The following is a 15,229-nucleotide window of genomic DNA, read 5'->3' as shown; positions in this document are numbered from 1 at the left end:
CTTCGGTTCCCGAATTAAAGTCACGCCCTCGCCGACGCTACCTGCCCCAAGATTGCCGCAAACGGCTGGAATCATCCCCCGTCGTGCGGCGTAGCAAGCTTTCACCAGTGGCTTTTCTTTGACAACTGAAATTGTCGCCGCGAACCGACCCATAGACCGGGCAGCTTGCGCCGGGCCGGCAGAACGCCGGGTATAGGAGAGGAGAGTGAAGGTGCGTAACGCAATCCTTGCGGCCGTTCTGGTGGCGGCAAACCTGGGCACGGCAGCCTATGCCGAAGGCCTGCGGATCGGGGTGTCCTGGGCCAACTTCCAGGAGGAACGCTGGAAATTCGATGCGGCAGCAATGCGCTCGGCCATCCAGCGGGACGGAAACAAGTACATCACGACCAATGCCGAAGGCTCGGCCGAAAAGCAGCTTGATGACATCAACAACATGATTACCGAGGGCATTGATGCTCTGGTGATTCATCCGGTCGACAAGGAAGCCGTGGGCCAGGCCGTCGAGTGGGCCGCTGCCGCAGGGATTCCGGTCATCGCATACGACCGCCTGATCGAAGACCCGCGCGTCTTTTACCTGACCTTCGACAACGTCGGCGTCGGCCGGATCATTGCCGCCAGCGTCCGTCAGGCCCAGCCCGAGGGCAATTACGTCATCATCAAGGGTGATCCGGGGGATGCGAACTCGGTTTTCCTGCGTCAGGGGATGGAAGAGGTGATCGGCGCCGCCGTTGCGGGCGGCACGATCAAGATCGTGGGAGAGGTCAACGTCGACGGCTGGAAACCCGAAGGCGCCCTGGCCGCGATGGAGGAGATTCTGCGCGACAACGGCAACGCGGTGGATGCCGTGCTGGCGCAGAACGACGGCATGGCGGGCGGCGTGGCCGATGCCCTGGCGGCGCAGGGCATGAACGTGGCCCTGGGCGGTCAGGACGGCGACCCGACCGCGATCAACCGGGTGGCGCGGGGCTTGCAGACCGTGTCGGTCTGGAAGAACAACCTGGAGCTGGGCAAGGCCGCGGGCCACATCGCCGGCCTTCTGGCCGCCGGCACCCCGATGAGCCGGGTGCCTGACGTGGTCAAATTCGACGATGGCGAACAGGCGATCGAGATGAACGCGATCCTCCTGCAACCCACGGCAATCACGAAGGAAACCGTCTATCTGGCGATCGAGGCGGACCATGTCTCGCAGAAGGTTGCCTGCGCCGGCGCGCTGCCCGGCGTGCGCGGCTGCAACTAGGTCGGTCCTGCAGGCAGGGGGCCCGAACCGGGCCCCCTGCTTTTTTATTTTGACAACTGAAATTATTGCGGTCAACGTTTGCGCGTCCAGGCGAATCTGCCGGTCCGGCCAAACGCTGGCCGATATCCATAGGGAGGATACATATGCGTACCGCAATTCTCGCCGCCGTTCTGGCGGTGACTGGCTTCTCGTCGGCTGCGCTGGCGGAAGGCAAGAAGATCGGCGTTTCCTGGGCCCAGTTCCAGGAAGAGCGCTGGAAGATCGACGAAGCCGCCATGAAGGCCGCTATCGAAGCCGCTGGCAATGAATACGTCTCGGCCGACGCGCAGTCCTCGGCCGAAAAGCAGCTCTCGGACATCGACGCTCTGATCGCCCAGGGCGTTGACGCGCTGATCATCAACGCCTGGGACAAGGACGCCATCGGGCCGGCCATCGAGAAAGCCGCCGCCGAAGGCATCCCGGTCGTTGGCTATGACCGCCTGATCGAAGACGAGCGCACCTTCTACCTGACCTTCGACAACGTCGGCGTGGGCCGCATCATCGCCCAGTCGGTCTTTGCCGTGGCACCGAAGGGCAACTATGCCATCATCAAGGGCGACCCGGGTGACCCGAACGTCGGCTTCCTGCGTCAGGGCATGGAAGAAGTCATCGGCGCGGCTGTTGCCTCGGGCGACATCGTGATCGTCGGCGAAGCGAACTCGGACGGCTGGAAGCCGGAGAATGCTCAGAAGAACATGGAGCAGATCCTGACCGCCAACAACAACGCCGTTGACGCCGTTCTGTCGCAGAACGACGGCATGGCTGGTGGTGCCGCTGCCGCGCTGGCCGCTCAGGGCCTGAACGTTCCGCTGGGTGGCCAGGACGGCGACCTTGCCGCGATCAACCGTGTGGCCCGTGGCACCCAGACCGTTTCGGTCTGGAAGGACGCGCGTCAGCTGGGCAAGGCCGCCGGCGAGATCGCCTCGGCTCTGGCCGACGGGGCCGCTCTGGACGCAGTTCCGGGCGCGACCAAGTTCTCGGGTGGCGAGAAGGGCATCGAAATGAACGCGATCCTTCTGGACCCGACCCCGATCACCAAGGACACGATTGCCATCGCGATCGAAGCGGGCCACATCACCAAAGAGCAGGCTTGCGAAGGCGCCATGGCTGGCGTCGTCGGCTGCGAATAAGGCCTGACCCTGGGGCGCCGGTCCAGCGGGGATCGGCGCCCCACCTTCTTGCCATCGGCCGCGGGGCGCATCGTCCGGGCCCAATCGTCCTTCAACGGCCGTGCTTGCCGCCCGCACCCTGGTGCCGGGTGCTGCGGTCGCCCCTCAGTCACATGGACGGGACATGACAGACACAACACACCAGCCCCAGGCGCAGGGGAAGGAAGAGGGGCCGGTCGGCCGCTTCCTGCGCGCAACCGAACTTGACCCCCGCCTGCTTGGCATGGTCGGCGCATTGCTGCTGATCTGGATCTGCTTCGAGGCCTATTCCACCTTCGTCCTGGGCCGCCCCTCCTTGCTTCTGGGTGCCAGCCAGGCCGAGGCGAACGGCTTTCTGACCCCGCGCAACCTGTGGAACCTGTCGGTCCAGACCGCCTATATCGGGATCATGGCAACGGGCATGGTGCTGGTCATCATCACCCGCAACATCGACCTGTCCGTCGGCTCGATCATGGGCATGGTCGGCATGTACATGGGCCTCTTGCAGGTCGAGTATCTGACCCCCGCGCTGGGCTTGGGCCATCCGTCGATCTGGATCATCACGGTTGCCTTCGGCATCGCGATGGGCGCGCTGATCGGGGCCTTCCAGGGCGTGCTGATCGCCTATCTGGCCATCCCGTCCTTCATCGTCACGCTGGGCGGCCTTCTGGTCTGGCGGGGTGCGGCCTTCCTGGTCGCCGGCGGCAAGACAATCGCACCACTGGATGACACCTTCTCCCTCATCGGCGGCGGGTCATTCGGTGCCCTGGGCAAGACCGGCAGTTGGATCTTCGCCGTGATCGCCTGCGTCTTTGTCGTCTGGGCCTTCGTCAACGGCCGCAAATCCCGCAAGACCCACGGCTTTGCCCTGCGCCCGGCCTGGGCCGAGACCTTCGTGATCGGCCTGGTCTGCGCGGTGATCATCGGCGCGACGGCCATGGTGAACGCCTATATCTGGCCGCGCGGCAACATCGCGAAATACTATGAAAGCATCGGGCAAGAGCTGCCGGAATGCGCGACCAGCAATGACACGATCTATCAGGGCGTCTGCGCCAGCTTCGGCCACGGCTTTGCCTATCCGGTGCTGATCCTGATTGCGGTGGCCATCTTCATGACCATCCTGATGACCCGCACCCGCTTTGGCCGCTATGTCTTTGCCATCGGCGGCAACCCCGAGGCGGCAACCCTGTCCGGCATCAACACCCGCGCCATGACGGTGAAGATCTTCACCCTGATGGGCGGCCTGGCCGGTATCGCCGCCGTCATCGGCGCGGCCCGCCAGAACAGCGCCACCAACGCGATGGGCAACCTGGACGAACTTTACGTCATCGCCGCCGCCGTCGTCGGGGGCACCTCGCTGGCCGGCGGCGTGGGCACGATTTATGGCGCGATCATCGGCGCGCTGATCCTGACCAGCCTGCAGACCGGCATGGTGCTGATCGGCTTCGGTGATGGCTCGTACCAGCGGATCGTGATCGGCATCGCCCTCGTCCTCGCCGTCTGGCTGGACATCGTCTACCGCAAACGCATCAAGTGAAGGGGCCATCATCATGGTGAACAGAACCGGTACCCCGCTTGTCGAACTTCGCGACATCTCGATCGCGTTCGGCGGCATCAAGGCCGTGGATCACGTCACGGTCGACCTTTATCCCGGCGAAGTCGTGGGCCTTCTGGGCCATAACGGCGCCGGCAAGTCGACGCTGATCAAGTGCCTGTCCGGGGCCTATCAGGCCGACAGCGGCGACATCCTGATCAACGGCGAAAAGGTCGAGATCAAGAACCCCCGCGACGCCCGCGCCCAGAACATCGAGACGATCTACCAGACGCTTGCGCTGGCCGATAACCTCGATGCCGCCTCCAACCTGTTCCTGGGGCGCGAGCTTGTGAACAGCCTGGGCTTCGTCGACGAATCGAAGATGGAGGCCGAGACGCGCAAGATCATGGGCCGCCTGAACCCGAACTTCCGCAAGTTCAACGTCCCGGTGTCCGCCCTTTCGGGCGGTCAGCGCCAATCGGTCGCCATTGCCCGCGCCGTCTACTTCAACGCCAAGATCCTGATCATGGACGAACCCACCGCCGCCCTCGGCCCGCACGAGACGCAGATGGTCGCCGAACTGATCCAGGAGCTGAAGGCACAGGGCCTGGGCATCTTCCTGATCGAACACGACATCCACAACGTGATGAAGCTGTGCGACCGGGCCTCGGTGATGAAGAACGGCCAGCTTGTCGGGACCGTTAAGGTGGACGAGGTCACGGACGAAGACATCCTTGGCATGATCATCCTGGGCAAGAAGCCCGCGATGGCGGCGTAAGATGTTCATCGGGCTGGACCTTGGCACTTCGGGCCTGAAAGGCATCCTCATCGGTCAGGACCAGCAGGTCCTGGCCGAAGCCACCGCGCCGCTGACCGTCCAGCGCCCGCATGAGGGGTGGAGCGAGCAATCCCCCTCGGACTGGATCAGCGCGGCCGAGGCCGTGCTGGACCAACTTGCTGCAAAGGGCCTGGGTCAGGTGCAGGGCATCGGACTGTCCGGCCATATGCACGGCGCCACCCTTCTGGACAAGGGCGACGAGGTTCTGCGCCCTTGCATCCTGTGGAACGACACCCGCAGCCATGCCGAAGCGGCGGCGATGGACGCCGACCCCCGCTTCCGCAAGCTGACCGGCAACATCGTCTTTCCCGGCTTCACCGCGCCAAAGCTCGCCTGGGTCAGGAAGCACGAACCGGGGATCTGGGACCGGGTCGCCAAGGTCCTGCTGCCGAAGGATTACCTGCGCCTTTGGCTTACGGGTGAGCATGTCGGCGAAATGTCCGACGCCGCTGGCACCTCCTGGCTGGACACGGGCACGCGCGACTGGTCCGACGACCTGCTGTCTGCAACGGGGCTGGACCGCAGCCACATGCCGCGTCTGGTCGAAGGCTCGCAAGTCTCAGGCCATCTGCGTGAGGAGTTGGCCAGCCGCTGGGGCCTGCCGAAGCGCGTGGTCGTGGCCGGCGGCGGCGGCGACAATGCGGCCTCGGGCGTGGGCGTTGGCGTTGTGCGGGCGGGCGAGGCGTTCGTCTCGCTAGGCACCTCCGGCGTCCTTTTTGCCGCCAACGACGGCTACCAGCCCGACCCGGCCACCGCCGTTCACACCTTCTGCCACGCGTTGCCGGGTACCTGGCACCAGATGGGCGTGATCCTGGCCGCGACCGACGCGCTGAACTGGTATGCCAACCTTCTTGGCACCGACGCCGCCCACCTGACGGGAGAGCTTGGCGATCTGAAAGCCCCCGGCAAGACGCTCTTCCTGCCCTACCTTGGCGGCGAACGGACGCCCCTGAACTCCGCCACCGTGCGCGGTGCCTTCACCGGCCTTGAACACGCCACAGACCGCCAGGCCGCCACCCGCGCCGTGCTGGAGGGCGTGACCTATGCCATCCGCGACAGCCGCGACGCGCTGGCCGCGACGGGCACCCGGCTGGAGCATCTCCTCGCCGTCGGCGGTGGCTCCCGCTCGGATTACTGGCTGAAACTGATCGCCACGGCGCTGGATTGCCCGGTGCAACTGCCGGTCGCCGGCGATTTCGGCGGCGCCTTCGGGGCTGCCCGCCTTGGCCTCATGGCCGCGACCGGCGCGGGGGCGGAAATCGCCACGCTGCCGCAGATCGCCAGAACCATCGACCCCGATCCTTCCCTCAAGGACGCCTTTGACGCGGGCCACGCAAGGTTCCGCGCCGCCCAATCTGCCATCAAGGACCTGACATGACCGACTTCTTCAAAGGTATCCCCGCCATCCGCTACGAGGGCCCGACCTCCACCAACGAATTCGCCTTCCGTCACTACAACCCCGACGAAGTTGTCATGGGCAAGCGGATGGAAGATCACCTGCGCTTCGCCGTCGCCTACTGGCACAGCTTCGCCTGGCCCGGTGGCGACCCGTTCGGCGGCCAGACCCTGGACCGACCGTGGTTCGGCGACAGCATGGCGCTGGCCAAGCTGAAGGCGGACGTGGCCTTCGAGATGTTCGATATCCTGAACGTCCCGTTCTACTGCTTCCACGACGCCGACATGCGCCCCGAGGGGGCCACCTTCGCGGAATCCCTCAAGAACCTGAATGAAATCGCGGATTACATCGGCGAGAAGCAGCAGGGCCACAAGGCCAAGCTCCTCTGGGGCACGGCGAACATGTTCAGCCACCGCCGCTGGATGTCCGGCGCCGCGACCAACCCCGATCCCGATGTCTACGCCTATGCCGCCGCCACCGTGAAGGCGAACATGGACGTCACCCACCGACTGGGCGGGCAGAACTATGTCCTCTGGGGCGGGCGCGAGGGGTATGAGACGCTCCTTAACACCGACCTCAAGGCCGAGCGTGACCACGCCGGCCGCTTCCTGCAGCAGGTCGTCGAATACAAGCACAAGATCGGCTTCAAGGGCACGATCCTGATCGAACCCAAGCCGCAGGAACCGTCGAAGCACCAGTACGACTATGACGTCGCCACGGTCTATGGCTTCCTCAAGGACTTCGGGCTTGAGGGTGAGGTCAAGACCAACATCGAACAGGGCCACGCCATCCTTGCAGGGCACAGCTTCGAACACGAAATCGCCACCGCCGCCGCGCTGGGGATCTTCGGGTCGATCGACATGAACCGGAACGACTATCAGTCCGGCTGGGACACCGACCAGTTCCCGAACAACCACGCCGAAAAGGCCCTGGCCTTCTACGAAATCCTCAAGGCAGGCGGCTACACCACCGGCGGCACCAATTTTGACGCCAAGATCCGCCGCCAAAGCCTCGACCCCGAGGATCTGATCCTCGCCCATGTCGGCGGCATGGACACCTGCGCCCGTGCCCTGAAATGCGCCGCCGCGCTGCTGGAATCGGGCGAGATGGAGGCCGCAAAGGCCGACCGCTATGCCGGCTGGAACGACCCCAAGGCGCAAGCGATGCTGAAAGGCTCGCTTGAAGAAGCGGCCGCCCGCGTCACCGCCGAAAAGCTGGAGCCTGAACCCAAGTCCGGCAAGCAAGAGCGGCTGGAGAACCTCTGGAACCGCTACGTCTGACGGCAAAAGAAAAGACCCCGCCCCGGGCTTGACCCGGGGCCTCCGTTTCAATCGCCACCGACTTTGGCCCGGGAGGTCCCGGGTCAAGCCCGGGACGGGGTCACGCTACACGGCAGGAGCCGACCTTGGACCAGATCGACCGCATCCTCTCTGCCCCGCCCTTCAACCTTGATCTGGCCGGGCGCGATTGGGTGCGGTCCACCCTTGCGGGCATGGACCGCGCCGCCAAGGTGCGCCAGCTTTTCGTCCACATCTGCTTTGGCACCGGGCCCGAGGTGGTGGAGCGCATCACCGCCCTTGCCCCCGCCGGGATCACCAAGTTCTTCGGCCCCGACGCCGGGGCCGAGCTGGACACGCTCGACGCCCTGCGCGCCGCCGCCCCCATCCCCTATCTCGTCAGCGCCGACCTGGAAGGCAGCCGGATGAGCCTGCCCTTCGGGACCGAAGTGCCGAACCCCCTCGCCCTTGCCGCCGTGGACGACGTGCAGGCCTCCACCACCATCGCCCGCATCATGGCGGTCGAGGCGCGGGCGGCCGGCGTCAACTGGTCCTTCACCCCGGTTGTCGATATCAACGCCCTCTTCCGCTCGCCCATCGTGGCAACGCGCGGCCTGGGGTCCGACCCCAACCGCATCAAGGCCCACGCCCTGGCCCATATCGCGGGCCTGCAGGCCAATGGCGTCGCCGCGACGGTCAAGCACTGGCCCGGCGAAGGCCACGACGACCGCGACCAGCACTTGGTCACCACGATCAACCCCCTGTCGCTGGACGATTGGAACGCCACCCACGGTGCCCTCTATCGCGCGGCAATCGACGCCGGCGTGATGGCCGTGATGTCGGCCCATATCGCGCTGCCCGCCTATGTCCTGGCGAATGACCCTGACGCGGGGGTCGAGGCCTATCGCCCCGCCTCGGTCTCTCCCCTCCTGAACCAGACCCTCCTGCGCGGGGAACTTGGCTTCAACGGCGTCATCGTGTCAGACGCCACGCCGATGGCCGGTTTCGGGGCCTGGGCGCATCGGGACGAGATGCTGCCGCAGGTCGTCTCCTCCGGCTGCGACGTGATCCTGTTCTCGGACGAACCCGAGGCCGACATCGCCCGGATCGAGACCGCGCTGGACGACGGCCGCCTGACCCCGGCGCGGTTGGACGAGGCGATGGTGCGCATCCTTGGCCTCAAGGCCACACTTGGCCTGCATCAGGACCACCAGCCTGCCGACCGCAGCAAGCTGTTCAACCCCGACAACGCCCGGCTCGCCCAGACTGTGACCGCCCGCGCGCCGACGCTGGTCAAGGACGTGCAGGGCCTCCTGCCGCTGGACCCGCAGCGCCACCGCCGCGTCCTGGTCTACACGACCGGCATTGTCACCCCGCTGCATGGCGAGGGGATGCCGATGGCCTTCCCCGACCTTCTGCGCGCCGAGGGCTTTGACGTCACCGTCCACCAGCCCGGCGACAAGAGTGACCCGCGCGACTTTGACCTGGTGCTGTTCGTGATGGCCGAGGAAACCCTGCTGACCCGCGGCCGCATCTTCCTGGACTGGAACCGCCTGACCGGCGGGATGCATGGCGCAATGCAGCGGCACTGGCATCAGGTGCCGACCGCGCTGATCTCGTTCGGCTATCCCTACTATCTGTACGACGCGCCCAGGATGCCCTGCGTGGTCAACGCCTATGCCACGATGGACACGATGCAGCGCGCCACGCTGGATTGCCTGCTTGGCCGCGCGCCCTTCCTGGGGCAAAGCCCGGTTGACCCGTTCTGCGGCCTGCCCGACGCCCGCTTCTGACACCCGCTCCTCGTTCGACTTCGTCTCCTCGTCGCATCCCTGCGAGAAGTGACGAAGTCATCGACGAGCCACCCGCATCCGCATCCGCGCGTCCAGTTCCGCATTGATCGCCCCGCCCAGCAGGACCGACCAGACCGACAGGTACAGCCACATCATCAGGATGATCACCGCCCCGATCGACCCGTAAAACACGTTGTAGCTGTTGAAGTTGGACAGGTAGACCGAGAACCCGATCGAAACCCCCGCCCAGGCGACCGAGGCGACCAGCACCCCCACGCTGATCCAGGGCGACCGGAACCCGCCCGGCACATTCGGGCCAAAGCGGTACAGGATCGACAGGCAGGTCACCACCAGCAGGAACATCGCGCCCCAGGGCAGCACCTTGGTCAGCCATGCCTCGAAGGTGCCGAACTGGACAAAGTTCAGCAGGATCGGCACCACCACCACCGTGACCAGCGCCACGAACAGCGCACCGATCAGCGCCCCGGTCAGCACGAAATCCACCGCCCAGGACCAAAGCCACGCCCTTGGCTTCGACCGATGCACCACGTCCAGCCCCTGCACCAGCGCCGAAACCCCCGCGCGGGCCGAGTAGAGCGCGATGAGCAGGGACAGGATCGTCGTCCATTGCAGCGTGGTCCGCGGCGCGGTGATCAGGCCCATCACCTGGTCATGCACCAGCGTCCGCGCCTCGGGCGGCAGGAAGCGTTCGGCGATGGAAAGATAGCCCTGGATGACCCGGGTGTCGGCAAACATCCCCCAGACCGCGATGGCCGCGGCAAGGCCCGGAAACACCGCGAACATCGCAAAGAAGGCCACGCCCGCCGCGATCAACCCGAAATGCCCGTCGCCGACCCGCGTCCAGACGCAGACCAGGAACTCCCACAACTCGCGGACGGTCTTCATCCTGCCACCATCCCCCGCTTTGCGCCGCCCCGCAACTTGAAGCCGCAGCCCGCGCGTGAAATGTTGCCGGTAACAGGAGGCTGCAATGACCCGATATATTCCCCGCGACGACCGCTATGACCGGATGACCTACAACCGCTGCGGCCGGTCGGGCCTGAAACTGCCCGCGATCAGCCTGGGCCTGTGGCACAACTTCGGCCACGACACGCCGCACAGCACCAAGCAGGCGATCTGCCGCACGGCCTTTGATCACGGCATTACCCATTTCGACCTGGCCAACAACTACGGCCCCCCGCCCGGCAGCGCCGAAGAAGCATTTGGCGAGCTTCTGCGCACCGATTTCAACGGCCTGCGCGATGAACTCATCATCTCTTCCAAGGCCGGCTATCTGATGTGGAACGGCCCCTACGGCGAATGGGGCAGCCGGAAATATGTCATCGCCTCCTGCGACCAGTCGCTGAAGCGGATGGGCCTCGACTATGTCGACATCTTCTATTCCCACCGCTTCGACCCCGACACGCCGCTGGAAGAGACGATGGGCGCGCTGGACCACATCGTCCGCTCGGGCCGCGCGCAGTATATCGGCATCTCCAGCTACAACTCCCAGCGCACGCGTGAGGCGGTGGCGATCCTGAACGACCTTGGCACGCCCCTGCTGATCCACCAGCCCAGCTACAACATCCTGAACCGCTGGGTCGAAACCGACGGGCTGAAGGATACTTTGGCCGAGCTTGGTGTCGGCTCCATCGCCTTTGTTCCCCTGGCGCAGGGCATCCTGACCAGCAAATACCTGAACGGCATCCCCCAGGGCAGCCGGGCCACGCAGGGCAAGTCCCTTGACCCGGCCGTGGTGGAAAAGGCCATGATCTCGGTGCGCAAGCTGCACGACATGGCCGCCGCGCGAGGTCAGACGCTGGCGCAGATGGCGCTGGCCTGGGTCTTGCGCAACGGCGGGATCACCAGCGCGCTGATCGGCGCCAGCCGGCCCGAGCAGGTGACCGACTGCTGCGGCGCGATCCACAACCTGAACTTCACGGCCGAGGAACTGGCCCAGATCGACTCGATCTCCGAAGAAAAGGCGATCAACCTCTGGGCCAAGTCCTCAAGCGAGTAACAGGGACACGGGACGGCACACCTTGCCGTCCCGCCACCCCCAGCGCGCCCCGGAAATCGCAGGATGTCCGATGGGGAATTCTTCTTCAGAATTCCGCCCGCTTGACCGAGGCGGTCACATAATTGCAGCTCAGGTCCCGGTCCGACAGGCTCCAGCGCCAGGTGACCGGGTTGAACACCATGCCCTTGCGGTCCACCGGCTCCAGCCCGGCCGTGCGGAGCAGTGCATACAACTCGTCGGGCGTGATGAACTTTTTCCAGTCATGCGTGCCCTTGGGCAGCCAGCGCATCACCCATTCCGCGCCGACAATCGCCATGACAAAGCTTTTCGGGTTCCGGTTCAGGGTCGAGCAGACCATCAACCCGCCCGGCTTCAGCAATTGCTGGCAGGCAGTCAGATAGGCCTGGGGGTCGGCCACATGCTCGACCACCTCCATGTTCAGCACCACGTCGAACGCTTCGCCCGCCGCCGCCAGATCCTCGGCCGAGGTGTGGCGATAGTCGATGTCCAGCCCCGACTGCCGGGCATGGGCCTGGGCCACCGGGATGTTCCGCGCTGCCGCGTCCGCGCCGACCACATCCGCCCCCAGACGTGCCATCGGCTCGGACAGAAGGCCCCCGCCGCAACCGATATCCAGGATGCGCAACCCCTTGAACGGTGCCGGTCCAGCCAGGTCACGCCCGAACTCGGCCGCGATCTGGGCCGTGATGTAATCCAGCCGGCAGGGGTTCAGCATGTGCAGAGGCTTGAACTTGCCGTTGGGGTCCCACCACTCGGCTGCCATCGCCTCGAACTTGGCCACTTCGGCCGGATCGATCGTCGTCACCGTCATCGCCTTGATCCCGCGCTTTCGCCCGAATGTCCTTCGACACCGGGCCACTTCGCCGCTATATAGGGCAATGATGGATCAGAGATCAGGTCAAAAGCGCGCAGTCGAATTCCTGTATCCGCCGATCGACCCCTTCGATCAGCGCGTGCTCGACATGGGCGACGGCCACCGCATCTATGTCGAACAATGCGGCCACCCCCAGGGGCGGCCGGTCGTGGTGTTCCACGGCGGCCCCGGCGGCGGCTGCTCGCCCGCCATGCGCCGCTACTTCGACCCCACGGTCTACCGCGTGATCCTGTTCGACCAGCGCGGCTGCGGCCGCTCGCGCCCCCATGCCAGCGTGATCGCCAACACCACCTGGCACCTGGTCGAGGATGTCGAAACCATCTGCAAGGCGCTGGAGATCGACCGTTTCATCGGTTTCGGCGGCAGCTGGGGCGCGACGCTGGCGCTGATCTATGCGCTCACCCACCCCGAGCGGGTGGAACATCTGATCCTGCGCGGCGTGTTCCTGATGACCAAGGCCGAATTGAAATGGTTCTACGGCGGTGGGGCCGGGGCCTTCTTCCCGGAACTGTGGGGCCGGTTCGCCGCCGCCATCCCGGCCGCCGAGCGGGACAACCTGATCGCTGCCTATCACCGCCGTCTGTTCTCGGGCAACCTGATGGAAGAGACGCGCTTTGGCCGGATCTGGGCCAACTGGGAAAACGCGCTGGCCTCGATCCAGAATGACGGTCCCATGGGCGAAAGCCCCTCGGACTATGCCCGCGCCTTCGCCCGGCTGGAGAACCACTATTTCCATAACGGCGGCTTCCTGCAATCCGACGGCTGGATCCTGAAGGAACGCAAGCGGATCGAGCATATTCCGGCCCATATCATCCAGGGGCGCTACGATATGATCTGTCCGCCGCTGGCCGCCTGGCAACTGGCCGACGGCTGGGACAGATGCCAGTTGAACATGGTCCCCCTCGCCGGCCACGCCCTGTCCGAACCCGGCATAAGCGAGGCGCTGGTCCGCACGATGGACAGCCTGCGCCGCGGTTAAGGCCCGCGCTTCGGGCGTAGGGTGGGCGGATCGCCCACCTTACCCCCGTGTTCGTCCTGACAGGATGGTTGATGAAATCCTAACGAAGTTAGAACTATTTCATCAAAATCAAAGGCTTGTCTGAAACGTCCACCGTGGACAGTCAGGCCCGCTTGCCCACCACCGCGACTCCCAGAGCCTCCAGCACCTTCGCCTCGATATGGGCCGCATCCAGCCCCGCCACCCGGTACATCGCCTCGGGCGAGGCCTGGTCGATGAAGATATCCGGCAGGACCAGGCTGCGGAATTTCAGCCCCCGGTCGAACACCCCCTCTTCGGCCAGAAGCTGCGCCACATGGCTGCCAAATCCGCCAATCGCGCCCTCTTCCACCGTCACCAGCGCCTCATGCCCCCGGGCCAGCTGCAGCACCAGCTCCCGGTCCAGCGGCTTGGCGAACCGCGCATCCGCAACCGTCACCGACACCCCGCGCCCCGCCAAAGCCTCCGCCGCCTTCAGGCTCTCGCCCAGCCGCGTCCCGAAGGACAGCACCGCCACGCGGGACCCTTCCCGGACGACCCGGCCCTTCCCGATTTCCAGCGGCACACCACGGGCCGGCATCTCTACCCCCACGCCTTCACCCCTGGGATAGCGGAACGCAATCGGCCCCTCATCCCAGGCCGCGGCGGTCGCCACCATTTGCACCAGCTCGGCCTCGTCGGCCGCCGCCATCACCACCATCCCCGGCAGGTTCGCAAGGAACGCCACGTCGAAGGCCCCCGCATGGGTCGCCCCGTCGGCCCCCACCAGCCCGGCCCGGTCAATCGCAAAGCGAACCGGCAGCCGCTGGATCGCCACGTCATGCACGACCTGATCGTACCCGCGCTGCAGGAAGGTCGAGTAGATCGCACAGAACGGCTTCAGCCCCCCCGCCGCCAGCCCGGCTGCGAAGGTCACCGCGTGCTGCTCTGCAATTCCCACGTCAAAGCATCGCTTCGGGAACCGCCCCGCGAACAGGTCCAGCCCCGTCCCGTCCGGCATCGCCGCCGTCACAGCGACGACCTTCTCGTCCCGCTCCGCCTCGGCCACCAGCGACTGCGCGAACACCTTGGTATAGGACGGCGCATTCGACGCCGCCTTGACCTGCACCCCGGTCAGCACATCGAACTTGCCCGTGGCATGCCCCTTGTCCCGCGCCGCCTCGGCCGGGGCATAGCCCTTGCCCTTCTTGGTCAGCACATGGATCAAGACCGGCCCCGTGGCCCGCGCCTTCACCGTCCGCAGCACCGGCAAAAGCTGGTCCAGATCGTGCCCGTCGATGGGTCCGACATACTCGAACCCGAGCGATTCGAACAAAGTCCCGCCCACGGCCATGCCTTTCAGCATGTCCTTGGCCCGCTTCGCCCCCTCCTGGAAGGGCTGCGGCAGAAGCCCGACGAAACCCTTCGCAACCTGCTTCAGGTCCTGCATCGGAGCCGCCGCATAAAGCCCGCTCAGATAGGCCGACAGGGCCCCCACCGGCGGGGCAATCGACATCTCGTTGTCGTTCAGGATGACAAACAACCGCTTGCCCAGATGGCCTGCGTTGTTCATCGCCTCGAACGCCATACCTGCGCTCATTGCGCCATCGCCGATCACCGCAATCGCATCGCCCGGATCGCCTCCCAGCTCGGCCGCCATGGCAAAGCCCAAGGCCGCGCTGATCGAGGTCGACGAATGGGCCGCGCCGAACGGGTCATAGGGGGACTCGCTGCGCTTGGTGAACCCCGACAGCCCTCCCTCCGTCCGCAAGGTGCGGATGCGGTCCCGTCGCCCGGTCAGGATCTTGTGCGGATAGCACTGGTGACCCACGTCCCAGATCAGCTTGTCGCGTGGAGTATCGAACACCGCATGGATCGCCACCGTCAGCTCGACGACCCCCAACCCAGCCCCAAGATGCCCGCCCGTCACCGACACGGCGGCAATGGTCTCGGCCCGCAACTCTCCAGCCAGCTGGTGCAGCTCGCGATCGTTCAGCGCCTTCATATCGGACGGGACGGTCACACGGTCCAGAAGCGGGGTAGCGGGTCGGTCGGTCATGCTGCCCTCCTCGGGCG

At 65.6% G+C, this 15,229-nt stretch carries 12 protein-coding genes; 9 read left to right on the top strand and 3 right to left on the bottom strand.

What is annotated here, in order from left to right; genetic code table 11:
- Positions 1-211 precede the first annotated feature (211 nt).
- The 7 genes from CXR42_RS10770 (at position 212) to CXR42_RS10740 (ending at position 9,262) form a co-directional block, all read left to right on the top strand.
- A complete protein-coding gene (locus tag CXR42_RS10770; RefSeq protein ID WP_103257757.1) occupies positions 212-1,237 on the top strand; it encodes a substrate-binding domain-containing protein in 1,026 nt (341 codons plus the stop codon).
- A gap of 143 nt (positions 1,238-1,380) precedes the next feature.
- Positions 1,381-2,406 (top strand): substrate-binding domain-containing protein, encoded by a 1,026-nt coding sequence (locus tag CXR42_RS10765; RefSeq protein ID WP_103257534.1) that lies wholly within the window; start codon positions 1,381-1,383, stop codon positions 2,404-2,406.
- Between the two features lie 163 nt (positions 2,407-2,569).
- Positions 2,570-3,961, top strand: a complete 1,392-nt coding sequence (locus CXR42_RS10760) for a sugar ABC transporter permease (RefSeq protein ID WP_103257533.1) — start codon at positions 2,570-2,572, stop codon at positions 3,959-3,961.
- Positions 3,962-3,974: 13 nt separating this feature from the next.
- Positions 3,975-4,736, top strand: coding sequence for an ATP-binding cassette domain-containing protein (locus CXR42_RS10755; RefSeq protein ID WP_103257532.1), 762 nt, complete (start codon positions 3,975-3,977; stop codon positions 4,734-4,736).
- A gap of 1 nt (position 4,737) precedes the next feature.
- Positions 4,738-6,174 (top strand): xylulokinase, encoded by a 1,437-nt coding sequence (gene xylB / locus CXR42_RS10750; RefSeq protein WP_103257531.1) that lies wholly within the window; start codon positions 4,738-4,740, stop codon positions 6,172-6,174.
- Complete coding sequence (gene xylA / locus CXR42_RS10745) at positions 6,171-7,472, top strand: xylose isomerase (RefSeq protein WP_103257530.1); 1,302 nt, start codon at positions 6,171-6,173, stop codon at positions 7,470-7,472. Before xylB ends, xylA begins: the two co-directional genes overlap by 4 nt.
- A gap of 125 nt (positions 7,473-7,597) precedes the next feature.
- Positions 7,598-9,262, top strand: coding sequence for a glycoside hydrolase family 3 protein (locus CXR42_RS10740; protein ID WP_245875417.1), 1,665 nt, complete (start codon positions 7,598-7,600; stop codon positions 9,260-9,262).
- 57 nt (positions 9,263-9,319) lie between these two features.
- On the opposite strand, the gene CXR42_RS10735 is transcribed toward CXR42_RS10740, so the two are convergent.
- Entirely contained in the window at positions 9,320-10,168 is an 849-nt protein-coding gene (locus CXR42_RS10735; protein ID WP_103257529.1) for a YihY/virulence factor BrkB family protein, read from the bottom strand.
- An 85-nt stretch (positions 10,169-10,253) separates the two neighbouring features.
- Here CXR42_RS10735 and mgrA point away from each other — a divergent pair, with 85 nt between their 5' ends.
- Positions 10,254-11,282 (top strand): L-glyceraldehyde 3-phosphate reductase, encoded by a 1,029-nt coding sequence (mgrA, locus tag CXR42_RS10730; protein ID WP_103257528.1) that lies wholly within the window; start codon positions 10,254-10,256, stop codon positions 11,280-11,282.
- Positions 11,283-11,367: 85 nt separating this feature from the next.
- Here the strand turns inward: mgrA and ubiG are convergent, their stop codons facing one another.
- Positions 11,368-12,114 (bottom strand): bifunctional 2-polyprenyl-6-hydroxyphenol methylase/3-demethylubiquinol 3-O-methyltransferase UbiG, encoded by a 747-nt coding sequence (gene ubiG / locus CXR42_RS10725; protein WP_103257527.1) that lies wholly within the window; start codon positions 12,112-12,114, stop codon positions 11,368-11,370.
- A gap of 70 nt (positions 12,115-12,184) precedes the next feature.
- On the opposite strand from ubiG, the gene pip reads away from it, so the two are divergent.
- Positions 12,185-13,156, top strand: coding sequence for a prolyl aminopeptidase (gene pip / locus CXR42_RS10720; protein ID WP_103257755.1), 972 nt, complete (start codon positions 12,185-12,187; stop codon positions 13,154-13,156).
- 142 nt (positions 13,157-13,298) lie between these two features.
- On the opposite strand, the gene dxs is transcribed toward pip, so the two are convergent.
- Positions 13,299-15,212 (bottom strand): 1-deoxy-D-xylulose-5-phosphate synthase, encoded by a 1,914-nt coding sequence (gene dxs / locus CXR42_RS10715; RefSeq protein ID WP_103257526.1) that lies wholly within the window; start codon positions 15,210-15,212, stop codon positions 13,299-13,301.
- Positions 15,213-15,229: the final 17 nt, after the last annotated feature.

The sequence above is a fragment of the Tabrizicola aquatica genome (assembly GCF_002900975.1).
Taxonomy (GTDB): domain Bacteria; phylum Pseudomonadota; class Alphaproteobacteria; order Rhodobacterales; family Rhodobacteraceae; genus Tabrizicola; species Tabrizicola aquatica.
This window is presented reverse-complemented; position numbering and strand designations above follow the sequence as displayed.